Consider the following 22,992-nt stretch of genomic DNA (forward strand, 5'->3'; position numbering starts at 1 on the left):
TTTCATCCTATCTAGAATCAGTTTTAATCGGGCCAATCAGCGTCAGAAGTTTTCCGTTGACCACGACATCGCCCTCGGAATCTTTAATTGTCACGTAGACTGAAAACTCCTGTTTCTGATTATTTGAGACTATCGGCGCCTGGCACTCGCCCGTCAAGGTGCCTCGGGCTTTTTTTAAATAGTCGATAGAAATATTTTTAACAATAAAACGCGCATCTTCCGGCATGCCGCACACGAGCGCCAGATTACCGGTGTATTCGGCCAAATTGGCAAGCGCTACTGCATGAACCGAATTCAGATGATTTCTTACCTTCCTCCGGTCGCGCAGGCAGACCTTTGCATATCCTGGCCTTAATTCCTGAACATGCGCCGACATACTTCCCGTGTACGGGATATAAAGTTTTATCATTAGATCAAATATGCGTTTACCAAATGGAATCTTGTTTAGGGCATCCCATCGACGCTGAATATCGTTTTTATTTCTGTGTTCCGGCATAAGGTGTACCTTGATTTAAATTTGGCATGGCCTACATTCAAATACAATTAGTTCATTTATTTTTGAACTTTCAAGAGAATAAAATTCAATTGATTTGCTAACGAATATGAATTATGTTTAACGAAATTTTTGTAAAAATTGAGATTAACAAAATTGCTAACAATCAAGATGCTCCAACCCTCTTCTACAATTAGTCGTTTATCGAACAATTATGGTATTAAAAAAACAGCCATTGCAATGCTTGCCATATCGGTATGCATAACGAGTGCGGTTAATCCGCTCGAAGCGTACGGCCATTTGATGCAATTAGATCAGGATAGCCTACGGATTACTCAGGATAGCGTTAAAACACAAGTCGGAGTGGACACGAATAATATGGTCACTGGAGCCATTCAGGATATCTTACTTGAAGCACGTAGAACTATTCGCCGCGGTGTTCAACTGCCGAATAAATTCATTAATGACCATTACGTCATCGTTTTAGATCCAGGACACGGCGGAACAAAATACGTTGATAAAGGATTTTCGGCAACGCTGGACGGCATCGAATATTTTGAAAAAGATATTGTGTGGGAATACGCACAATTAATCGAGAAAAAATTGATCAGTGAGGGTTATCAAGGCATCAAATTAACAAAAACGGCAGCCAACGATTCCTCGCTTTCTATTCACACTCGCGCCGCGCGCGCGCGAAAGTTCGGTACCGATGTAAATAAAAAGGTGTTATTTGTCAGCTTGCATTGGAATAATTTTGAACATCCGTCCGTTCACGGAACTGAGCTATACATTAAGGAAGACCATAATTACCGCAGCAGAAAACTTGCGGAATTTATTCGCGGAACGCTCGGTCAGATCATGCAGATGCACGGTCAGGGTCAAAACATCACCGGCATTATCGAACGTGACTACAAAGTACTGCGGGAAATGGATACGGGCGTCCTGATTGAATTGGGTTTTGCCAGTAATGAAGCCGACCTAAAAAAAATGCTTAAAAATAAGAATGAGATCGCCGGCGCTATCGTTCAGGGTATTGATGCATTTGCTTATTACCTTCAGTCTTTAGATGCTAAAGATCAAAAGGAAGATGACCCGCAGAAATTAGCAGAAGATAAAAAGCTGGCTTCACTGCCGAGCATTCCTTTCGGCTGGTCCTGGCGTAAACAGGATATTTCGCAACCTATCAGAGACCTGCTTAACCAATATCACGCAATCTATGAAAATACGGAACCGGGTAAGAATATGTATCTCACATTCGATTGCGGATACGAAAACGGATACACTCCCAAAATTCTCGATATTTTGAAATCAAACGAAGTTAAGGCCGCTTTTTTTATTACTGGAGGATATCTGAAGCAGGCTCCGGAAGTCGTGGAACGAATGATCAAGGATGGCCATATTATTGGAAATCATTCGGCTAATCACCTGAGTCAACCGCAGTTATCCGCCCGGGATGCTAAAAATGAAATTCTAGGACTGGAACGTGATTTTTTTGATTTGTTTGAGAAAAAAATGATCTACTTCCGTCCGCCGAGCGGTGAATTCAGCCGCCGCAGCCTCGCCGTTGCTTCATCTTTAGGCTACAGAACTATATTCTGGAGCCTGGCCTATGACGATTGGGACACGAATCTTCAACGCGGAAAAGAATTTGCTTACAACAAAATAGTAAAAGGCGCCCGTGACGGCGTCATTGTGCTTATGCATGCGGTATCCAAAGATAATGCCGAGGCAATGGATTCCATAATCAAGGATCTCAGAAAACAAGGCTACGAATTCAAAACGCTCGATGACATAAAATAACTGCGTTGCCAGTCCTTTTTAAAATACTTACATCTGTGCAGTGCGCTCAAATTTTTTTTACCGGCCTGAATTATGCAGCCTCATTACTCTTTGTTTTTTTCGTTGGCAAAAAAGTAATTTCTTTACTACCTTTTTGCTGTTGTAACTGCTTATGCAAAAAGGGTTTCCATATTGAGCACCGATAGAGTCAGTTCAGAATCTTCCTACCTGCCTTCGCCGTTCGAAAAGAAAAAATACGTGCAGAATATGTTCGACAAGGTCGCCTCACGTTATGATTTTCTGAATCATTTCCTTAGTTTGGGCATTGATTTTTATTGGCGTCATCAGGCGCTAAAGCTGATCAATTTTAATATGAACCCGCGCCTTCTTGACCTTGCTACCGGTACCGGTGATATCGCCGTCATGGCGGTAAAACGCGGCGCCCGAAAAGTTGTTGGAGTTGATTTATCGTTCAACATGCTTAGGGTTGGGAATAAAAAAATAATAAAAAAAGATGTGGCAGATTCTATTGCCATGGTGTGCGGCGAAGGAGAAAATTTACCCCTTCCAAACGAATCAATGGATGCAGCTACGATAGCGTTTGGTATCCGCAACGTGGAAGATATTCAAAAAACATTGAATGAAATGGCGCGTGTGCTGACCAATTCCGGAGTGATAGTCGTTCTTGAGTTTTCAAAGCCTACATGGCCGGTCATTAAGCAACTGTATCAATTCTATTTCTTGTATGTATTGCCCCGCATTGGGTCGATGATCTCATCGGATAAGGAGGCTTACCATTATTTACCTCATTCCGTGTTGAATTTTCCGGAGCGCGGCGATTTCGTAAATGTAATGAAACAATCCGGATTTACAGACGTGCGTGTATTTGATATGTCATTCGGTATCGTTACGGCTTATTGCGGAATCAAACTGTAGCTTCAAAAAGAGAAAATTAAAAATTTGCAGTTATCTCTGTTTTACATGAATTCATCTGCCTTAGAATAATTAAATGGGAAATGTTTTATGTCACTTATTACAAAGAACGTGTCGGCATTTTTGAATGAATTAGCCTCCCCTTCCCCGGCTCCGGGCGGCGGCAGCGTGTCCGCATTGGCGGGTGCGTTGGCAACAGCTTTGATTGCTATGGTGAGTCATTTGACGATCGGTAAGAAAAAATACGCAGCGGTTGAAAATGATATAAAATCGACACTCGATCATTCTGAAAAATTAAGATCCAAATTAACCGCACTCATCGACAAAGACACCGACGCGTTTAATCTGGTCATGAGCGCATTTGCCATGCCCAAAGAAACGGACGAACAGAAAACGGCGCGTACATCCGCCATTGAATCGGCCACCAAAGAAGCTACGATGGTTCCACTTGACGTGATGAACGTGTGCCGCGAGGCGGTTGATCTTAGCGACTATGTGGCCCACAACGGCAACACCAATGCTCTCAGCGATGCGGGCGTCGCCGCACTTTTGCTTCGCGCAGGATGCCGTGGAGCCTACTATAATGTAAAAATTAATCTAACCTCGCTTAAAGATACAGGCTTCATCGAAAAAATAAGACTCGAAGCCGCAACGATCATGGATGAAGTTGACACAAAAACTAAAGCGGTCATTGACCACGTCGAATCCCACTTAGCCTGAATATGACTTCTGATATTCTTAACATAGTGGCCATCTTTTTTGGGCTAATTATTTTTACATATATGATTTATATCAGCCGCCGTCAGAAGAAGAAGCTGGGCGATCGTAAGGACAAGATTAAAAACGAGTGGAGAGACCGGTTGTAATGGACGATTTCGAAAAAAGAGAACACGATAAACAAGCATTGATCAAAGGCGAAGTTCAGGATGACGTCGACCGGAAACTGCTTGAGCTCTCTGCATTGTTTGAAATAAGCCAGTTATTGAACTCGTCGCTCAATTTGACCTCGATCGTGGACAATATCCTCTTGTCCCCGATGGGGAGAATGATGATCAATAAAGGGATTTTTCTTCTGCATCGCGGCGACGACCAATATGAAATATTCACACTCAAAGGCCTTGCACGCGACTTAATCGGAAAAAAAATCGCACTTTCCGAACTCCCGCTTAAACCCTTTCTCATCGAAGAATTAAAAGACAGTCAATATCCGTGGCTTTCGTTTTTTACACAGTTTGATATCAAATTATTCGTTCCGATCATGCTGCGCAACGACGTTCTGGGACTCGTGGCATTCGGTAAAAAACTTATCGGCAAAAATTATATTGAGAGCGAAATCGAATTTCTGTCCTCTATCGCGAATATCGCCGCAACCAGTATTCAGAACGGTATTGTTTTTGAAGAACTAAGATCAGTCAATGCCCGGCTGGATAAAAAAATCCAGGAACTTAACACACTTTTTGACATCGGGAAGGAACTCAACGCAACTCTTGAATCAGGAAAGATTGCGCGCTTGTTATCCTACGGCCTGATGGGTGAAATGATGTTAAATAAATTTGTGATCTTCGTGCGCCGCCATGACACCGTGCAAACATTAGAAAAAAGATCTTTTCCCAATATGGATATTGGAGAGACTTCGTTGGAACTTTTGTTTAAGATAACTCAACCCTATACCCTTGAAGATGCCGAGACAAATAAGTTAAACTCCGAATTGTCAGGGCATGATGTCATGGCAGTCGTGCCTATGCTTTCGCAGGATCGCACGAAAGGAATTCTGCTATTAGGACAACGAATTTCAAAAAAAACGTACACTAAAGAAGAACTGGATTTTCTTTATACACTTGGAAACCAGGCTATGATCTCGCTTGAAAATGCCTGGCTATTCGAAGATTCATTGGAAAGAAAACGTCTGGAGGAGGAACTTCTTGTAGCGCGGAATATCCAGATCGGCCTATTGCCTGAGTTTTTCCCCGACCTGGAAACATTCGAAGTTTATGGCGTTAATATTTCCTCAAAGCAGGTCGGTGGCGATTATTTTGATGTCATCAAAGTCGATGCGGAAAATTATATTGTCGCTATCGCCGACGTGTCAGGAAAAGGCATTCCCGCCTCCTTATTGATGAGTAATGTACAGGCCAGTTTGCTTGCGCTCAGCACTGAAGTCAAGGCGTTCGATCAACTGGTAGCGAAAGTGAATAATATTATTCATGCCAATACGACGTCGGATAAATTCATCACTTTTTTCGGCGGTATTCTGAATATCAAGGATCGAACATTTACTTACGTTAATGCCGGCCACAATCCGCCTTATTGGGTCAAGGCAGATAGATCTTTGCAAACACTGGACAAGGGCGGCCTTCTGCTGGGGCTTATGCCGGATGTGCCTTATGAATTCGAAACGATCCGTCTTCAGCCGAATGAAAAAATCGTGATGTTCACCGACGGCGTTACAGAGGCCATGAACGAAAAAGAGGAACAATTCGAAGAACCACGCCTGGAAAAATTACTTCAAACCCATTCCGGCCTGTCCGCAAAAGAATGCACGGAATTCATCGCGCAGGCTGTCAAAGATTTCGAAGGCAATGCTCCCCAATCCGACGATATTACCGTTGTTGTGATCAAAACGCTGAAATAGAAAAAGGGAACTTTTTGTTCCCTTCTTAATTTCACTAATATAAAATCATAATTCTTTGTGCCGAAGAGGGGAGTTGAACCCCTACGCCCTTGCGGGCACTAGTACCTGAAACTAGCGTGTCTGCCATTTCACCACCTCGGCAGGTATTTAAAGAAGCGCTTGCAAGATAGAGAAAAAATAATGAAGTTTCAATACTCTTTTTATGAAAAATATATAGTTCGAAAAACAAGGCAGATATAATTTATTTGTTTATAAAGCATTCAGGAGTTCTTCATGCTAAAGTCAACCTTTTGTTTTATATGTCTTATTTCTTTGTCACTTCGCTCCTTATCTGCTCAAGACCACGGGTTTGGACTTGGTATCATTGTTGGCGATCCGACCGGTATTAATGGGAAATTGTGGATGTCGCCAAACACTGCCTTTGATGCCGCAGCCGCATGGGACTTGGGAAAGAACGGTGGCATACAGGTGCATGGAGATTTTTTGATTCACAAATACAATTTGATTACTGTTCAGTCGGGAAAACTCCCTGTCTATTTTGGCATGGGTGGGCTCATCGGGCTTCACGACAAAAAAGCTATAGGCATGCGAGGACCGGTAGGCCTGGATTACTTGTTTGCAACCGCTCCCGTTGATATTTTTATCGAGTTAGTTCCGGTTTTTGTTCTCATTCCGAAAACCGATTTCACATTTAATGGCGCAATCGGTGTCCGTTATTTTTTTAAATAAGATAGGTATTTATGAACTTCAAACCTGAACCAAAGCCCTTTCTCTACCGATTCATCCGTCTTATCGGTAAGATTGTGATGGCCATTTTTTTCAGGAAAATTGAAATACGGCACGCCGAAAATATCCCCAATTTAGGGCCTATAGTGTTTGTTGCCAATCATCCAAATTCGATCATGGATGCCTTCGTTATCGGGGTAGCAATCAAGCGTAAAGTTAATTACATAGGCCACTCAGGACTGTTTAAACATCCGCTGGCGAATAGATTTCTCCGAAGCTGCGGCGTTATTCCCGTCGTTCGAAAAGGCGAGCATTCGGACAAACTTCAGGACAATACGGCTTCCTTCGATGCGTGTTACCAGGCGCTCGAAGAAGGACAAACTATCGGCATATTTCCGGAAGGCACGAGCGACATGCTCCGGCAGGTTAAGAAGGTCAAAACCGGCGCCGCGCGCATTATCCTGGAAACGGAAGCGCGAAACAATTATCAATTGGGCGTCAAAGTTATTCCGATCGGATTACATTTTTTTTCGCGAAGCCGGTTTCGAAGCCGTGTGCTGGTAAATATCGGTAAACCAATTGATCTTAGTTCATACAGCAATCTCAATCTGAATAATCCTACGGAGGCCGTTCAGCAGCTTACTAACGAAATTCAAAACCAACTTGAGCAGATCACGGTTAATCTGCAGCATATTGAACTGGACGATCTCGTTCGTGATGTAGAACTCATATTCAAAGAGGAGCTTATTGGCGATGCCTCTCTCATTCCTCCGCATTTATCGGATAACGTAGAAGAATTTATTATAACTCAGCGTATAGCCGAATGCGTAGATTATTACTACAAACGTGAGCCCGGCCGTGTTCAGGCCATGCAGGACCGCATTTCAGCCTATAAACGAAAACTCATGAGGTTAAATCTGCGCGATGCGATGCTTCAGGAAAAAACCGTTTTCTCCAAGATTCTCGCAGGAAGCGCCAGGAAGTTTATATTAGCGCTGCTGGGCTTACCGATAGCACTATATGGAATAGTTAACAATTTTGTTCCTCACGGTATTGCCATTTACGCGGCAAAAAAATTTCTGCATGAGCGCACGAAGATTCTGAGCGCGTTGTTATTTGCCGGTGGGCCTGCATTCTTATTCTTTTATACGATCCAGACGTTTACCGTGTTTTATTTTCTTGGAACCTCTTGGGCTGTGGCGTATTTTACAAGCCTTCCGACCTCCGGATTATTTGCCCTGGCTTATACGCAGGATCTCAGGGAAGAACAGGAACTTATAAGCTTTTCATTTGTCTTATTTACTAATCGCCGGTTGATCAACAAAATGCGACGTGAACGCCGCATTTTGATTAATGAGATGAATACGGTGAAAACCGAATACGTTGCAATCATACAAGGCCAAAAAAAGCCATGAGCATCCGTTCGCGATTCCATAATTTTTTTGATGGCGGACTTATTCAATCTACGCTAAGCGACATGAGTTATAAAGCCTCTATTGAACGATTGGGACGTTTGCTCATCAAGCGTGTTGTGTGGAGAAATCACACGGACGAAAAAAGAATCGCGCTGACTTTTGATGACGGGCCGCACCCTCTTTACACAACGCAAATATTAGCGATTCTAAGAGAATATTCTGTTCAAGCCACTTTTTTTCTTATCGGTAAGCATCTGTCTAATCACCCCAACTTAGCTCAGTCTATAGTTGATTCCGGTCATGAAATAGCGAACCACACTTATTCACACCAACTTTTGGTGCGGTTATCTAACGATGAAATTAAGCGTGAAATTCAAAGTACGCATGAGCTACTTTCCGGGCTTAATGGACAGAATCCCCGATTTCTTAGGCCGCCGATGGGCCTCTTTTCCAAACGGGTATTGGATGTAATAGAAGAATCCGGGTATCGAACTGTTGTCGGTGACGTTTATCCGCGGGATCCGCATCGCCCGGGTAAAGACAAAATCGTAAAAAGAATTCTTTCGCGCACTCAGGCCGGATCTATTATCATATTACATGACGGAGGCAATACGGAAGTAGTCGACCGTAGTCAAACCGTCGACGCGCTTAAAGAAATTATACCCACGCTGAAACAAAGAGGATTTGAATTCGTAACGCTGTCCGAAATGTTTAAAATATCTCTAGAATCCAACAATACGAAGAATAATAAACTGGGCTAAACGGAGATTTTTATGGTAAAAACATGCTCTTTATTTATGATGATATTCGCAGCCGGAACAACGGCTTTTTCTCAAACTAGGATATTTGATAAACCACTTAGTCCGCGTATCGCAAATTACGAGATGAAAGCGCGATTATTTCCGGAAACTAAGATCGTGGATGCGTCCTATGTTCTGAATTGGTGGAATGCATCAAATGATACCATTCGAGAATTACAATTTCATCTATATCTGAATGCATTCAAAAATGAGAAATCTACATTTATACGCGAAAGCGGCGGACATCACCGATCCGGCGAAATCAAGCTGGAAAAAGAGGATTGGGGATTTATCGACGTATTGTCGCTGAAAATGCTTGACGGTGAAGACCTTACACCTAAGATCGAATTCATTCATCCCGATGATGACAATGCCGACGACCAAACGGTGATCCGAATTCCCTTATCAAATCCGATTTTACCGTCACAAAGTATTCAGATCGTATGTGAATTTCGATCGAAGCTGCCGCGTGTCTATGCGCGAACCGGATTCAGCGACGAGAAGGACGATTTTTTTCTGATCGGTCAATGGTTTCCAAAAATCGGCGTTTGGAGAAACGGCGCCTGGAATTGTCACCAATTTCACTCACAAACCGAATTCTTTGCCGACTTCGGAGTGTACGATATGGAGCTGACCGTTCCGAAACAGTATGTAGTCGGAGCCAATGCCGTGCTTGTTGGAAAGAAGGAAACGGACCGTTTATCGGTTTATACGTTCCATCAGGAAGATGTGATCGATGCCGTTTGGACCGCCTCATCTAAATTCACAGAAATAAGGCAAAAAGTAAAAATCGCTTCGACAGGACGTGAAGTCGAGGTAACCTATCTTCTGGCGCCAGGGCGTGAGGTGTATAAAGACAGGTATTTCAATGCTTCCACAGCCATGTTCAATTATTTTGACGAGTGGTTCGGCACATATCCCTATCCCAATCTTACTATAGTAGATCCACCTGTGGGAGAGGGTATGACGGCCGGCGGTATGGAATACCCCACGCTGGTCACTACAGGAAGTTTTTTTGGCAGCGCGCGAACAAACGATTTCATCGGGCTTAACATTCTGGAAATTGTGACCTTTCATGAGTTTGCGCATAACTATTTTCAGAGCTTGGTTGCCAATAATGAATTTGAAGAGCCCTGGCTCGACGAAGGGTTCACGACTTATGCCGAGCATCGAGCATTGGAACGATATGAAAAAGAAGGAAAAATTTCCGGCGGATACGGTAATATTTTTGGTCTGAACTTTTCATCCATCGCCTACCATAGGATGAGTTATCTTCCGAGACCTAAGAACGGCATCGTCGGAGAGAAAGCATGGAAGATTCCGGAAAACTTTTATCAAACGGCTGCGTACAGCAAGCCGGTTCTGCTGCTCACAACTTTGCAAAATTATCTCGGTGAAGCGACTATGAATAAGGTTATGCGCGCCTATTTTGAGCGCTGGAAATTCAGGCATCCGCAGACCAAAGATTTTATTGCCGTAGTTAATGAAGTGAGCGGCCAGGATCTTAATTGGTATTTTGACCAATTTGTGTATACCAATAAGACGATCGATTTTGAAGTAAGTGGTCTTCGCGTTTTTGAGATCAATGATCAAATGGGTTGGTTTGGAGACAGTGAAGAGAAAATATTTGTTGAAGATCAAAAAGAGAGCAAAAACGACAGTACGAAAACCAATTCTGAAAAGATGTATCGTTCCGTTATTTTTGTGAGAAATAACGGCGAGGCGTTTTTCCCGACAACTATATTAATACGATTTGCCAACGGCGATTCCATCGTTGAAAAGTGGGATGGGAAAGACAGCCCTAAACAGTTTACGTATGATAAGAACACGAAAGCCGTTTCAGCATGTGTCGATCCTGATAGAATCAACGTTTTAGATCTTAAACTGACTAATAATACAAAAGTTGTCGAGCCAGAATTGACCGGTATTAGCCGTTATACAGTGCGGTTTCTTTTTTGGCTTCAAAGTATGTTTCAAACTTTAATTATGATTGTTTAAACGGAGAGTACCATGATATTCAGCATTTTTGCCCGATCGCTTAAGATCACACTGCAACAAAAAAAGATGATGGGCCTATTGTGGGCACTTTCGATTATATTTGCTTTTCCGGTGTTTTGGACACTTCACCGCAGTTTAAATTCTTTTTTCGGAGGTCGGCAGGTTGCCTCAGAATGGCTGCATCAATTTAACATTTCTTATCTTCTTGAGATGATTAATGATTTCCCCACTATCATACCAACAACAAACGCGCTATTTTTTGGTTCAGCACTGCTGTTTCTGCTTGTGACGATCTTCTTAACCGGAGGCATTATTGGTAAGCTCATTCAGACCGTTTCCGAAAACTCGTCGGATCAAGAAAGTTTTCTGACTTCATTCTTTGGTTTTAGCGGTAAATTCTTTTTCAGGATTTTCCGTGTATTTCTCTGGACACTATTGCTCAGCCTTGTTTCGTTCGCTTTTATGATGATCGGCGGTTACGCAGTACTTATTACTGCAGCTTTGATAGCCGTTTGGATCATGACTTCCGATATTACAAAGATCCGCTTGATTTCAGAGAATTCCGGAGCGGTAACAAAAACGTATTTTTCATCTTTTATTTGGGTTATGAAGAATGTTCCGTCTGTTGCCTTAGTTTATCTTATTAATTTTATCATGCTTGTTTTGGCGTTCGCATTATACAAACTTGCAGACAACGCACTGATAGCGAACGGAATATTGAAAATTTTTCTGATAGTCATCATACACCAAATGTTTGTTTTCTTCCGCGGCGCTATACGTATTCAGATGTTCAGCAGCGCAATCTTCTTATGGAACGCGAAATGGAAGGCGGCGTCGGTGGTTTCAAATCCATCGGAAAATTTATTAGACGAACAAACTCAGTCAGCGTAATTTCATAACCGTTGTTGGAAATTGAATTCTGGAAAGGTCTTTGTATTTTTTCAATCTTGATTAAATAGTACACTTTAATCTTGACTAAATAGTATAGATTGATTACTTTAGTTTCAGTTAGAAAATTTAATGACTAAAATGTCCGTAGGGAGTTTTTATGAATACAGAAGTTAGCACAATTGAAGAAATAGCTAACAAAGAGTATAAATACGGCTTTGTGACCGATATCGAATCCGATTCAGCGCCCAAGGGCCTCAACGAAGATACGGTCCGATTTATCTCCGCAAAGAAAAATGAACCTCCATTTCTCCTTGAATGGCGATTAAAAGCATTTCGACATTGGCTCAAGTTACTTGAGGAAGGCGAGCCCGATTGGCAGAATCTTCATTTTCCAAAGATTGATTACCAGGACATTATCTATTACTCAGCTCCCAAAAAGAAAAAAGAATTAAAAAGCCTGGATGAAGTTGACCCGGAAATTTTGAAGATGTACGATAAACTCGGCATCCCTATCCGCGAACGTGAAATTATGAGTGGCGTTGCGGTAGATGCCGTTTTCGACAGCGTGTCCGTGGCAACCACGTACAAATCAAAACTAAAAGAGCTCGGCATTATTTTTTGCTCGTTTTCTGAGGCGGTTCATGAACATCCGGATCTTATTCAAAAATATCTCGGTTCGGTAGTTCCGACAACCGACAATTTTTTTGCAGCGCTTAATTCCGCAGTCTTTAGCGACGGATCTTTCTGTTATATCCCAAAAGGCGTGCGTTGCCCGATGGAGTTGTCTACCTATTTCCGTATCAACGCGGCGAATACAGGCCAATTCGAGCGAACTTTGATTATCGCCGAAGAAGGCGCGTATGTCAGTTATCTCGAAGGCTGCACCGCCCCGATGCGTGATGAAAACCAGCTTCATGCCGCAGTGGTGGAGCTCGTAGCTCTGGACAACGCGCAGATCAAATACTCGACGATTCAGAACTGGTATCCGGGCGATAAAGAAGGCAAAGGCGGCATCTATAATTTTGTTACCAAACGCGGCAAATGCGCCGGTGTAAATTCCAAGATCTCATGGACGCAGGTCGAAACAGGCTCTGCGATAACTTGGAAATACCCAAGCTGTATCCTGATGGGCGACAATTCGGTTGGCGAATTCTACTCAGTTGCGCTGACCAATCACTTTCAACAGGCTGACACCGGAACAAAGATGATTCACATTGGAAAGAATACCAAAAGCACTATTGTCTCTAAAGGTATTTCCGCCGGACGAGGGCAAAACACCTATCGAGGCCTCGTCAAAATCATGAAAGGCGCCGAAGGGGCCCGTAATTTCTCACAATGCGACTCCATGCTGCTCGGCGACAAATGCGGCGCACATACCTTCCCTTACATTGAAATCAAAAACAATACATCGCAGGTGGAACATGAAGCATCGACATCGAAAATAGGTGAAGACCAAATTTTCTACTGCAATCAGCGCGGCATCTCCACTGAAGACGCGATCAATATGATCGTCAACGGGTTTTGTAAAGAGGTTTTTAAAGAACTGCCGATGGAGTTTGCTGTCGAAGCTCAGAAATTACTCGGCGTAAGTTTGGAAGGAAGCGTGGGATGATGAAAACGATGTCTATGATGTTACTTTTAATCATTCAGACAAACAGCCTTACGTGGGGACAAACCAATACAACCCCGTATCGACTGAATACATTAACCGACAAATCAGACACAATCAGACATTTATATCTTGACGACCAACTTGATATTTCAAATTTTTTCAAGTTGTATGTAACGCATTCCCCCAAAATGGAACTTTCCGGAATACGCGTCATAGATTGCAAGACCGATTCTAATTTCAAGAATCTTTTGGATTTATTAAGAAGTCAATCTGGTTCTCTCGAAACTGTATATTTCGGAGGAAGTGAAGAAAAATTGGGGCCTGATGAATTCTTAAAAGTTATCGAAAACTTAAATACGGGTCACATAAAAAAGTTCTTTTGGATAAATCAAAAAACTCTGACAATAAATTCTAAACTGGCTGATGCAAGAGTTAAGAAAAAGGAAGATCTACGTAATCTCGAAATTATTAACCGAATAAAGAACTGCAAAGAATTTTTGAATAACTTGGAATCACTGTCTTTGAAAAACACACCGTTCAACATGTCTGCAAGTTTTCTAACCAAGACAGATTGGCCTAAATTAAATCATTTGGAATTAAGCGGTACCGGCATTTCTTCAACATTCCTTGATTCATTGATGTTACATAAAGATTCATTTCAGGAATTAAGTTCATTGAATATGGATTATGTAGAACTGGACCCGGTTTCAGTTAAAAATGGAGCATTCAAAAACCTTAAGGAATTTTCATGTTTTGTACCTGATGCCAATGAGACGGATAGCAAGAACTTATTCTCAAATTCTGGAACAGATTTTTTTAAGAACATTGAGCGAATACATGTTCCTGTTGTCGTGATTAATAGTACACCATATAGCTCCAAAGATATTACTTCAGATTTTGCATTCAAATTTTCCTTTAAAAAAAAAATGGGAGGAAATAATATTGTTGATTCAACTACGTTTTTTAACAAAATGCTGAATCTCAAAAACCCTGGCTATTTTTTTTGCTCCACAGATCAGTCTAAAATAAAAACATCTTCGATTGTAGCGAGAGCTTTTTCGCTTGAAACTCATTTTTTTTCAAAGACTGCCGACATAGATAGCTTTATAATTTCATATCCTAACAAAGATAAACTAAGTGTATTATTGGCCAGCCCATTGTTCGGAGAGCAAGAAGTAGTGAATCATGCAGAGATTCTATCATCATTGCGAACCGGAGATGTTTTTCTTGTAAACACACGTATTCGGCCGGATCAACTATTAACAGTACGAGATCATTTAGACACCAGGGTTCATCGTATTACGATCCAATACCCATCTGAAAACCCTGCATGGTGGAACAATCCCTTTTTACAACAATATAATCTACATCAATTGAATATCCCAAAGTTTAATGTGCCAAAATTTAAATAAGAATTCAGGACAAAAAACAATGAAGAGACTACTCTTTTATTTTTTATTACTAGGAATCATCCTTGGGCCACCAAACTTGATGGCACAATCATTTATTTCAGTTTATTCCAACAAAGATTTTCCAAGCCTTAAAGTAAATACTGACCCTCTAGAAGTGGTATTCGTTGAACATACATTTAATAAAAAATCACTTGAATGGTTGTCCCAAGCTGAGTTTCGTGGTCGAATTTCATCTGTTGTTTTCGATCATTGTGACCTGTCAACTTCTGCATTCCAAGAATTCTCAGATTTGTTTAAACAGGGACAACTCAAAAAGCTCTCTTTCTATGGAATTAAATCTGCGATGTCACCGAAATTTGACCACTTCGCTGATCAGTTGGAAATTTTAACCATTGTTGATTGTGGGTTCGGAAAGTCTTTTTATAAAAATTTTACACAGGAAAATACAAAACAATTAAAAGAACTTACAATCTCAAACTCTCTCATATGGAAGGAATATGTTGAGATTATTAGATCCTGGAAAATTGGGCCGCATATACAAAGCCTTGATTTGAGCCACAACTCCCTTTCTAACGAGATCTTGACTATTTTATGTGATGAAGAAATGCCCGAACTAAAAATCGTTAAGTTAAACGGCTTAAATCTGGTAATTTCGGATAATCCGAAGAAATATTCGAAGCAATTCCCCGCTTTGATTTCATCCTTTAATTTAAACTTTAATGTCCCTTGGGAGCGAATGCCCAAATTGAAACACCTTGAGATGAGTTTTATTGCAGAATTGAGCGAATCTCTAACTAAGGTGTATGATGATGCCCGATGGGAGAATTTTGATGTCTTTATCGGACCTTTGCCAAAAGAAGAAATTATTACAAAACCATTATCAGGTATGACTTACGATCTAAAAAAATACCAAAATAAAATAGATGTATATGACAAAATCTACCAACATATTTTTTCTCGTCCGATAAAGTCTCGTTATATGTCTGTGTCTTTCAATTCTGCAAAGAGATTAGACTTTTTCCTTCACTCTCCACAGGCACAATTTACCAGTAACTTAATTTTGGCTGGGTTTTTTTGGGGCGAAATTGATATTCAAGCGGTTCTGGACATGAATTTATTGCCCTCGCTAAAGACTGTGGAACTTAAGAACGCATCATTAACTCAAAGTGAAGCAATGAATTTGATACGAAGATACCCACAGTATGAATTCAATATAGATATATCATCCGGTTTAAGGAATGATGGAATTCAATATTGGCCCATCATTATTCAAGATTAAAACCAAAGGAACATTTCAAATGTTAGAAATTAAAAACCTTCATGCGTCCGTTAACGGAAACGAGATACTGCACGGCGTCAATTTAAAGGTTAACGCGGGTGAAATTCACGCCATCATGGGCCCCAACGGTTCCGGCAAAAGCACGCTGGCGCAAATTCTAGCCGGACGGGAAGACTACCGTATTACCGAAGGTGAAGTGACTTATAACGGTAAGAGCCTTTTGGAAATGTCTCCGGAAGACCGCGCGGCGGAAGGCGTCTTTTTAGCGTTTCAATATCCGGTTGAAATTCCAGGCGTTAATAACACGTATTTCCTGAAAACGGCTTTGAATGCGATCCGCAAATACCGCGGAGAAGAGCCCCTTGACGCAATGGATTTTCTGACGCTGGTAAAACAAAAAATGAAATTGGTTGAAATGGATGAAGACCTTCTCAAACGGCCGGTGAATGAAGGGTTTTCCGGCGGCGAAAAAAAACGAAATGAAATTTTTCAAATGGCCGTATTGAATCCCAAGTTGTCCATATTGGATGAAACCGATTCCGGGCTTGATATCGACGCGCTGAAGATCGTATCCCACGGCGTTAATAAACTGCGTTCCAAAGACAATGCCGCAATTGTCGTGACCCATTATCAGCGCTTGTTGAATTATATCATACCGGATTTTGTTCATGTTCTCGTCGACGGGCAAATTGTCAAATCGGGCGGAAAAGAACTCGCTCTGCAACTGGAAGAAAAAGGTTATGACTGGACTCGGGAAACCGAAGGAGCATCGGTATAATGGCAGCGATCACAAATAATAAGGAGTGGTACCAAAAACAGTTTCGCTCATTTGAAGAAAGCCTGAACGGCCAGAAATCCCTGCCGATTCATGATTTCAGGAAACTGGCATTTGACCAGTTTATGGCCTTGGATTTTCCCAATTCAAAAAACGAGGATTGGAAATATACGAATATTGAGCCCATACTGAATAGCGCCTTTGAATCATCGTCAGGTAACGATGTAAGCAAGATTACATCGGAAGTCATTGAGCCGTTTTTGATTGCGGATATGGCGGTGCAATTGATTTTTGTCGACGGACAATTTTCTCAGGCATTGTCTAAAACAGGTGTTATACCAAAAGGAATAACAATTACGCGTTTGTCCGACGCTTTGTCTGCGCATGCTGACAAAATTCAAACCAGAATACAAGACAGGCTTAAAACAAACAAGAATATTTTTACCGCTTTGAATTCCGCATTTATAATGAATGGCGTTTATATTGAAATTGGAGACCATGCGGCTTTGGAAAAACCTATTTATATTCTACACTTATCGGCATCCGATAATAAGCCATACCTCAACCAGCCGTATCATCTTATTACAACCGGGAAAAACTCTCAGGTATCGATCGTCGAAAACTCTGCAAGCTTGGTAGATGGATCTGTTTTTACGAATAGTTTCACGGATATCGCTGTCGGCGCCGATGCAAGAGTTGAGTATGTTAAGATACAACAGGAAAGCACTAAAACATTTCATATTGGTTCAACCGAAATTCACCAAGACCGTAATAGCCGCTTTACTCACAGGCTGATTACCTCCGGCGGAGCGCTTGTTCGTAATGTCATACAGGTTCACTTGGATGATGAAGGTATTGAAAGTACATTGGACGGAGTCTATTTGGCCCATGGCACGCAGCATGTTGATAATCGTACGATTATTCATCACGCTAAGCCCAATTGCAACAGCCACGAGCTCTATAAAGGCATTCTGGACGGCAAGTCAAGCGGCGTTTTTAACGGCAAGATCATTGTTCATCCCGATGCGCAAAAAACGGACGCCAAGCAGTCCAATAAGAATATTTTGTTATCTCAGGATGCCGTCATGAATACAAAACCGCAGTTGGAGATTTTTGCAGATGATGTTAAGTGTACACACGGTGCGACGATTGGGCGCCTGGAAGAAGAATCGTTATTTTACTTACGGTCGCGCGGCATTGGAAAAGAACAAGCAAAAAATATGCTGACATACGCATTTGCAGGAGAAATTGTCAGCCGGATCGGCCACGAACCAACCAGAACTTATTTGGACGGCCTGTTATTAGATCGTCTGGAACATTAGCACAAACCTCTATGAGCGTCGCACAAAAAATAATACCTGTTAGTGTCAGTTCGCCGCTGGATGTTGAAAGGATCCGCCAGGACTTTCCCATTCTGACGGAACGTATCCACGGTAAACCGCTTATCTACCTTGATAACGCCGCCACGACGCAAAAGCCTTTATTTGTCATTGATGCCGTACATCATTATTACCGCGCCCAAAACGCCAATATTCACCGTGGAACCCATTACCTCAGCCAGGTAGCGACTTTCGAATATGAAAAAGCGCGCGGCAAGATCCGCCAGTTCATCAATGCCAAAGATAATAAAGAAATTATATTTGTTCGCGGCACCACTGAAGCTATCAACCTCGTGTCCAGCGCCTACGGGCGAAAATTTATCCGCGCGGGTGATGAAATCATTATCTCCGCCATGGAACATCACTCGAATATTGTACCGTGGCAGATTTTATGCGAACAAACCGGCGCAGTTCTCCGCGTCATACCGATGAACCAGAGCGGCGAATTAATCATGGAAGAATATGTCAAACTTCTGAACGAAAAGACAAAATTGGTATCTGTTGTTCATATCTCAAACGCTCTCGGAACGGTAAATCCAGTTAAAGAAATCATTCGCCTTGCTCATGAGCGCAATATTCCGGTCATGCTTGATGCGGCTCAATCCATTCCACATGCGCCGGTTGACGTTAGGGATTTAGACTGTGATTTTCTTGTTTTTTCCGGCCATAAAATGTACGGCCCTACCGGCGTGGGCGTTCTCTACGGCAAGCAGCAATTATTGGAAAGCATGCCGCCATATCATGGCGGTGGAGATATGATCCGTACCGTGAGTTTTGAGAAAACCACGTATGCTGAATTGCCGAATAAATTTGAAGCGGGTACGCCTAACATAGCCGGAGGTATCGGACTCGGCGCTGCCGTAGATTACATCAATCGCATCGGCATTCACAAAATCGCGGAGTATGAAACTGAACTGATGGCGTATGCAACGGAAAAGTTGTCCGCGATAAACAAATTAAAAATTATCGGTACGGCAAAAGAAAAGGCCGGCGCGATCTCTTTTGTGATGGAGAATGTGCATCCCCACGATGCCGGCACCTTATTGGATCTGGAAGGTATCGCTATCCGAACAGGCCATCATTGTGCACAACCCGTCATGCAGTTTTACGGCATTCCCGCCACATCCCGCGCGTCCTTATCGTTCTATAATACCAAAGAGGATGTTGATGCGCTCGTTAAAGGCCTGCACAAGGTCATGGAGGTATTCAAGTAATGTCGAACACAAACGAACTTTATCAGGAGATCATTCTTGATCACAATAAGAACCCGCGTAATTACCACAAGATTGAAAACCCTACCTGTTCACAAGAAGGGTTCAATCCCTTGTGCGGAGATCATCTGCATTTGTATTTGAAATTAGAGGACGGGTTCATCAGAGATATCAGTTTTGAAGGAAACGGATGCGCCATTTCAAAATCATCCGCATCTTTAATGACCTCCGTATTAAAAGGGAAAACCGTCAAAGAGGCGGATGAATTATTTGAAAAATTTCATAAGCTGGTCACTTCCCCGATGGATGAGGAACAGCAAATTGAGGAATTAGGAAAATTAGCCGTATTTTCGGGAGTACGGGAATTTCCTGCGCGCGTCAAATGCGCAAGCCTCGCATGGCATACTTTAAGGGCAGCGCTTGATAATAAAGATAAGATCGTTACGACGGAGTAGAAAATTATGGATAAAGAAACGACATACAGCGGAATGGAGTTACAGGTCATCGAAGTTTTGAAGACATGTTTCGATCCTGAGATTCCCGTCAATATTTATGAACTGGGTTTAATTTACGAAGTTAAGGTCGATGAGAAGGGGTTTGCACATGTTAAGATGACGTTGACTTCGCCTATGTGCCCCGTCGCGGAGTCTCTCCCCCCGGAAGTGGAAAATAAGATACAATACGTTCCGGGTATCACGGACGTAAAAGTTGAGGTCGTGTGGGAGCCAACGTGGAATCCTTCGATGATGTCGGATGTCGCGCGCCTGGAATTGGGTATGATGTAGCTTGCAGCAGAATTCAGAATATTCTTCTGAATTCTGTTTCCTGTATTCTTATGAGAAAATTCTTTAACAATTAAAGTAGCGAAAAGTATGAAATTCAGCACGCAAGAAGAATACGGTTTACGTTGCTTAATACAAATAGCCCGCCATCATGCGTCCGGTGGTTTGACCATTCCTCAGATCAGTCAGGCGGAAGGATTGAGCGAAGCGAATGCCGCAAAATTGTTGCGCGTCTTGCGCATCGGTGGATTTGTAGACAGTTCTCGCGGCCATGAAGGCGGTTACACCTTATCACGTCCAGCCGATCAAATTCACGTTGGCGAAGTATTAGCTGTGCTGGGCGGTAGGCTTTATGAATCTGATTTTTGCGAGAAACATACCGGATTTGAAAAAATGTGTACACACAACACCAGTTGTTCCGTGCGGTCATTATGGCAAACAGTACAAATCGCAGTTGATAAAGTTTTGAACAAGATTACTGTGCAGGATATGCTTGGGTCGGAGCAAGCGTTTCAAAGTCAAATCAGCATTCCGATACTTCAATCTCTTGATGTTTAAGTCACCTGTCATTTCACGCTTGGCATGACCGTCCGGGAAAGCAAACTCCAAACAAACAAAACTAATCCACCCAGCAAGCTGCCTTTGAATAGTGATTTGCTCATTGCATTTCCTTGTTATCTGTGATTGGGTTAATGTATCTAGTTAGGCTCCATACTTTTTGTTCTGCGCAAAATCACAAATCCGGCAAGGCCTGAAGCAACGGAAGCGATCAATATGGAAATTTTGGCAATGGTTTGATATTCGGGCTGCCGAAATGAGAGGAGAGCTATGAAAATAGACATCGTAAATCCGATGCCGGACAAAAGCCCTGCCCCGACTATGTGTCTCCAGTTGGCGTTCTCAGGCAGTATCGAAATGCGCGTTAAGACTAAAATCCACGAGAATATCAAAACACCTACTGGTTTTCCTATCGCAAGTCCAAAAAGAATACCCATGGATAACGGCGAGCCAAGGCCATCCATCGAATGGCTTTCTAATATCACCCCGGTATTTGCCAAAGCAAAAATTGGCATTATAAAATAGTTAACCGGCTTGTGTAGCAAGTGTTCAAGTTCTTCCAGCAGGGATTCGCCGGTATTTCCCGTAGCTGGAATTGCAAAGGCGGCTAACACACCGGAAACCGTTGCATGAACCCCTGACTTGTAAACAAAATACCATAAGAATGCTCCCGCAACCAGATAGGCCCACTGATTCCTCACGCCCGCCCTGTTGAGAACAAGGAGCACTAAAAACACAATACCGGATAGGAATACATTCGTCCAAAGAACCTGGCTTGTATAAAAAATAGCGATGACAATAATAGCGCCGAGATCATCGGCAATCGCCAGCGCAGCAAGAAAAACCCTAAGCGAGTTTGGAACCCGGTTGCCAAGCAGGGATAATATCCCCAACGCAAATGCGATATCGGTTGCCATAGGAATCGCCCACCCGCGTGCGGTTTCTTCACCGTCATTTAACAAATAAAAGATCGTTGCCGGGATGGCCATACCGCCCAAAGCAGCCGATATTGGCAGAGATGATTTCTGAAAAGAGGACAGTTCACCCTTGATGACTTCCCGTTTAATTTCCAATCCGACAAGAAAGAAAAACACCGTCATTAACCCGTCATTGATCCAATGCTCTATGGATTTCTTTAGAACAAAATCGTCGAATACGATTCCCATTCGGTGTTTAAGTACTCCAAAATATAAATCTTGAAGCGGTGAATTCGCCATAATTAACGCGATGACCACACAGCCCAACAAAATAATACCGCCGCTCTTTTCTGAATCAAGAAATTCCTTAAATGAATTGTCTGAACTTTCTGTTGGGCTATTCATAATAACACTCCTCTTATGAGTCCAAATCTGATTCTAAGAATTCAACCATTCTTCGTTCCGACCAATAGATTCCGTTATGGCCGAAGCTGATAAATCCTACATGCCCGCCGGATGTAGGTATTTCAAGAAAAAAATTCGGGTTACCATTTGCCTCGTTTATAGGATAACAAGGCGGAGCAAAAAACGGGTCATTCTTTGCGCTTACAAGTAACGTGGGTACGGCAATATTTGGAATAAATGGCTTACAGCTGCATTTCGCCCAATATTCCTCAGCGTCTCTAAAACCATTCATCGGCGCCGTATATCGATCATCAAATTGACGAAATGTTTTTATTTTATCATATCCATCATCATCCAGTTGGCCTGGAAATATTTCCATTTTAGCTTTAATTTTTTCGTGCAACATTTTCAGAAATCGCTTCATATAAATTCTGCAATCGGGCGCCTCCATGCGAATAGCTCCTGCCTTGAGATCGCATAGAACGGAATAACAAACCGCCTTTTTAATTATCGGATGAATTTGTTTTCCCCGTTCACCCAGATACTTCAGAATAACATTGCCGCCAAGGCTAAAACCGATCAACACCATTTCATCATATTTATTTTGCCGAATAATATGTTGCACAACGCATTCCACATCTTCGGAAATTCCGCTGTGATAGGATCTGGCTTGTTTATTCGGCTCGCCGCTGCAGCTGCGAAAATTTACCGCAAGCGCATCACGCCCGCTGTCGTTCAGCGCCTTGGCCATTCCGCGTATATAATGCCTGTCCGTGCTGCCTTCCAAACCATGGCAAAGAATTCCGACCGATTTGGAGCCTATTCTCGACCAGTCAATATCGAGAAAGTCATCGTCAGGCGTGGCGATGCGCTCCCGCAAGTAATGAATACCATTTACTTTTCTAAATAGTGACGGAAATATTGTCTGGATATGCGTATTTCCAAAAAACGGAGGCGCTACGTAATCTGACCAAATAATAGGCATTAATTCTTAC

General features: G+C 42.3%; 21 protein-coding genes and 1 tRNA gene. 18 read left to right on the top strand and 4 right to left on the bottom strand.

Annotated features, from left to right (window positions below):
• Positions 1-7 precede the first annotated feature (7 nt).
• Entirely contained in the window at positions 8-511 is a 504-nt protein-coding gene (locus F9K33_02595; protein KAB2881111.1) for a DUF4442 domain-containing protein, read from the bottom strand.
• A gap of 153 nt (positions 512-664) precedes the next feature.
• Here F9K33_02595 and F9K33_02600 point away from each other — a divergent pair, with 153 nt between their 5' ends.
• The 4 genes from F9K33_02600 to F9K33_02615 all read left to right on the top strand — a co-directional run bounded on the left by F9K33_02600 (position 665) and on the right by F9K33_02615 (position 5,837).
• Entirely contained in the window at positions 665-2,293 is a 1,629-nt protein-coding gene (locus tag F9K33_02600) for a polysaccharide deacetylase family protein (protein ID KAB2881112.1), read from the top strand.
• 171 nt (positions 2,294-2,464) lie between these two features.
• Positions 2,465-3,208: a bifunctional demethylmenaquinone methyltransferase/2-methoxy-6-polyprenyl-1,4-benzoquinol methylase UbiE gene (ubiE, locus tag F9K33_02605; GenBank protein KAB2881113.1), complete on the top strand. Its 744-nt coding sequence runs from the start codon at positions 2,465-2,467 to the stop codon at positions 3,206-3,208.
• 87 nt (positions 3,209-3,295) lie between these two features.
• Positions 3,296-3,925, top strand: coding sequence for a cyclodeaminase/cyclohydrolase family protein (locus tag F9K33_02610; protein ID KAB2881114.1), 630 nt, complete (start codon positions 3,296-3,298; stop codon positions 3,923-3,925).
• Positions 3,926-4,070: 145 nt separating this feature from the next.
• Positions 4,071-5,837: a SpoIIE family protein phosphatase gene (locus F9K33_02615; GenBank protein KAB2881115.1), complete on the top strand. Its 1,767-nt coding sequence runs from the start codon at positions 4,071-4,073 to the stop codon at positions 5,835-5,837.
• A 58-nt stretch (positions 5,838-5,895) separates the two neighbouring features.
• On the opposite strand, the gene F9K33_02620 is transcribed toward F9K33_02615, so the two are convergent.
• Positions 5,896-5,978: transfer RNA gene (locus tag F9K33_02620), tRNA-Leu, on the bottom strand.
• A 132-nt stretch (positions 5,979-6,110) separates the two neighbouring features.
• Here F9K33_02620 and F9K33_02625 point away from each other — a divergent pair.
• The 14 genes from F9K33_02625 (at position 6,111) to F9K33_02690 (ending at position 20,675) form a co-directional block, all read left to right on the top strand.
• Complete coding sequence (locus F9K33_02625; GenBank protein ID KAB2881116.1) at positions 6,111-6,566, top strand: hypothetical protein; 456 nt, start codon at positions 6,111-6,113, stop codon at positions 6,564-6,566.
• Positions 6,567-6,577: 11 nt separating this feature from the next.
• Positions 6,578-7,978: a hypothetical protein gene (locus tag F9K33_02630; protein ID KAB2881117.1), complete on the top strand. Its 1,401-nt coding sequence runs from the start codon at positions 6,578-6,580 to the stop codon at positions 7,976-7,978.
• Complete coding sequence (locus F9K33_02635) at positions 7,975-8,739, top strand: polysaccharide deacetylase family protein (GenBank protein KAB2881118.1); 765 nt, start codon at positions 7,975-7,977, stop codon at positions 8,737-8,739. Before F9K33_02630 ends, F9K33_02635 begins: the two co-directional genes overlap by 4 nt.
• A gap of 12 nt (positions 8,740-8,751) precedes the next feature.
• Positions 8,752-10,776 carry a M1 family metallopeptidase gene (locus tag F9K33_02640; protein ID KAB2881119.1) on the top strand — a complete coding sequence of 675 codons (2,025 nt, stop codon included), beginning with the start codon at positions 8,752-8,754 and terminating at the stop codon, positions 10,774-10,776.
• A gap of 12 nt (positions 10,777-10,788) precedes the next feature.
• Positions 10,789-11,667: a hypothetical protein gene (locus F9K33_02645; GenBank protein KAB2881120.1), complete on the top strand. Its 879-nt coding sequence runs from the start codon at positions 10,789-10,791 to the stop codon at positions 11,665-11,667.
• 157 nt (positions 11,668-11,824) lie between these two features.
• The gene (gene sufB / locus F9K33_02650) at positions 11,825-13,279 is read left to right on the top strand and encodes a Fe-S cluster assembly protein SufB (GenBank protein KAB2881121.1); all 1,455 of its coding nucleotides are present in this window, start codon (positions 11,825-11,827) and stop codon (positions 13,277-13,279) included.
• Complete coding sequence (locus F9K33_02655; GenBank protein KAB2881122.1) at positions 13,276-14,691, top strand: hypothetical protein; 1,416 nt, start codon at positions 13,276-13,278, stop codon at positions 14,689-14,691. The genes sufB and F9K33_02655 overlap by 4 nt, the downstream gene beginning before the upstream one ends.
• 19 nt (positions 14,692-14,710) lie before the next feature.
• Positions 14,711-15,970 (top strand): hypothetical protein, encoded by a 1,260-nt coding sequence (locus F9K33_02660; protein ID KAB2881123.1) that lies wholly within the window; start codon positions 14,711-14,713, stop codon positions 15,968-15,970.
• 19 nt (positions 15,971-15,989) lie between these two features.
• On the top strand, positions 15,990-16,748 hold the full coding sequence (sufC, locus tag F9K33_02665) for a Fe-S cluster assembly ATPase SufC (protein ID KAB2881124.1): 759 nt from the start codon (positions 15,990-15,992) through the stop codon (positions 16,746-16,748).
• On the top strand, positions 16,748-18,067 hold the full coding sequence (gene sufD, locus F9K33_02670; GenBank protein KAB2881125.1) for a Fe-S cluster assembly protein SufD: 1,320 nt from the start codon (positions 16,748-16,750) through the stop codon (positions 18,065-18,067). Before sufC ends, sufD begins: the two co-directional genes overlap by 1 nt.
• 11 nt (positions 18,068-18,078) lie before the next feature.
• Positions 18,079-19,338 carry a cysteine desulfurase gene (locus F9K33_02675; GenBank protein KAB2881126.1) on the top strand — a complete coding sequence of 420 codons (1,260 nt, stop codon included), beginning with the start codon at positions 18,079-18,081 and terminating at the stop codon, positions 19,336-19,338.
• Positions 19,338-19,790: an SUF system NifU family Fe-S cluster assembly protein gene (locus F9K33_02680; protein KAB2881127.1), complete on the top strand. Its 453-nt coding sequence runs from the start codon at positions 19,338-19,340 to the stop codon at positions 19,788-19,790. Before F9K33_02675 ends, F9K33_02680 begins: the two co-directional genes overlap by 1 nt.
• A 6-nt stretch (positions 19,791-19,796) precedes the next feature.
• Complete coding sequence (locus F9K33_02685) at positions 19,797-20,120, top strand: DUF59 domain-containing protein (GenBank protein KAB2881128.1); 324 nt, start codon at positions 19,797-19,799, stop codon at positions 20,118-20,120.
• A gap of 87 nt (positions 20,121-20,207) precedes the next feature.
• On the top strand, positions 20,208-20,675 hold the full coding sequence (locus F9K33_02690; GenBank protein ID KAB2881129.1) for an Rrf2 family transcriptional regulator: 468 nt from the start codon (positions 20,208-20,210) through the stop codon (positions 20,673-20,675).
• A 140-nt stretch (positions 20,676-20,815) separates the two neighbouring features.
• Here the strand turns inward: F9K33_02690 and nhaA are convergent, their stop codons facing one another.
• Positions 20,816-21,997, bottom strand: coding sequence for a Na+/H+ antiporter NhaA (gene nhaA / locus F9K33_02695; protein ID KAB2881130.1), 1,182 nt, complete (start codon positions 21,995-21,997; stop codon positions 20,816-20,818).
• A gap of 13 nt (positions 21,998-22,010) precedes the next feature.
• Positions 22,011-22,982 (bottom strand): alpha/beta fold hydrolase, encoded by a 972-nt coding sequence (locus tag F9K33_02700; GenBank protein ID KAB2881131.1) that lies wholly within the window; start codon positions 22,980-22,982, stop codon positions 22,011-22,013.
• Positions 22,983-22,992 lie beyond the last annotated feature (10 nt).

The organism is bacterium (assembly GCA_008933615.1).
Classification (GTDB): Bacteria; CLD3; CLD3; order SB21; family SB21; genus SB21.

What these genes read in the sequence shown, in the direction of transcription:
- F9K33_02600 (KAB2881112.1), top strand. Translation starts at nt 665, where the DNA reads ATGCTCCAACCCTCTTCTACAATTAGTCGTTTATCGAACAATTATGGT.
- F9K33_02610 (KAB2881114.1), top strand. Translation starts at nt 3,296, where the DNA reads ATGTCACTTATTACAAAGAACGTGTCGGCATTTTTGAATGAATTAGCC.
- F9K33_02615 (KAB2881115.1), top strand. Translation starts at nt 4,071, where the DNA reads ATGGACGATTTCGAAAAAAGAGAACACGATAAACAAGCATTGATCAAA.
- F9K33_02625 (KAB2881116.1), top strand. Translation starts at nt 6,111, where the DNA reads ATGCTAAAGTCAACCTTTTGTTTTATATGTCTTATTTCTTTGTCACTT.
- F9K33_02630 (KAB2881117.1), top strand. Translation starts at nt 6,578, where the DNA reads ATGAACTTCAAACCTGAACCAAAGCCCTTTCTCTACCGATTCATCCGT.
- F9K33_02635 (KAB2881118.1), top strand. Translation starts at nt 7,975, where the DNA reads ATGAGCATCCGTTCGCGATTCCATAATTTTTTTGATGGCGGACTTATT.
- F9K33_02640 (KAB2881119.1), top strand. Translation starts at nt 8,752, where the DNA reads ATGGTAAAAACATGCTCTTTATTTATGATGATATTCGCAGCCGGAACA.
- F9K33_02645 (KAB2881120.1), top strand. Translation starts at nt 10,789, where the DNA reads ATGATATTCAGCATTTTTGCCCGATCGCTTAAGATCACACTGCAACAA.
- sufB (KAB2881121.1), top strand. Translation starts at nt 11,825, where the DNA reads ATGAATACAGAAGTTAGCACAATTGAAGAAATAGCTAACAAAGAGTAT.
- F9K33_02655 (KAB2881122.1), top strand. Translation starts at nt 13,276, where the DNA reads ATGATGAAAACGATGTCTATGATGTTACTTTTAATCATTCAGACAAAC.
- F9K33_02660 (KAB2881123.1), top strand. Translation starts at nt 14,711, where the DNA reads ATGAAGAGACTACTCTTTTATTTTTTATTACTAGGAATCATCCTTGGG.
- sufC (KAB2881124.1), top strand. Translation starts at nt 15,990, where the DNA reads ATGTTAGAAATTAAAAACCTTCATGCGTCCGTTAACGGAAACGAGATA.
- sufD (KAB2881125.1), top strand. Translation starts at nt 16,748, where the DNA reads ATGGCAGCGATCACAAATAATAAGGAGTGGTACCAAAAACAGTTTCGC.
- F9K33_02675 (KAB2881126.1), top strand. Translation starts at nt 18,079, where the DNA reads ATGAGCGTCGCACAAAAAATAATACCTGTTAGTGTCAGTTCGCCGCTG.
- F9K33_02680 (KAB2881127.1), top strand. Translation starts at nt 19,338, where the DNA reads ATGTCGAACACAAACGAACTTTATCAGGAGATCATTCTTGATCACAAT.
- F9K33_02685 (KAB2881128.1), top strand. Translation starts at nt 19,797, where the DNA reads ATGGATAAAGAAACGACATACAGCGGAATGGAGTTACAGGTCATCGAA.
- F9K33_02690 (KAB2881129.1), top strand. Translation starts at nt 20,208, where the DNA reads ATGAAATTCAGCACGCAAGAAGAATACGGTTTACGTTGCTTAATACAA.
- nhaA (KAB2881130.1), bottom strand. Translation starts at nt 21,997, where the DNA reads ATGAATAGCCCAACAGAAAGTTCAGACAATTCATTTAAGGAATTTCTT.
- F9K33_02700 (KAB2881131.1), bottom strand. Translation starts at nt 22,982, where the DNA reads ATGCCTATTATTTGGTCAGATTACGTAGCGCCTCCGTTTTTTGGAAAT.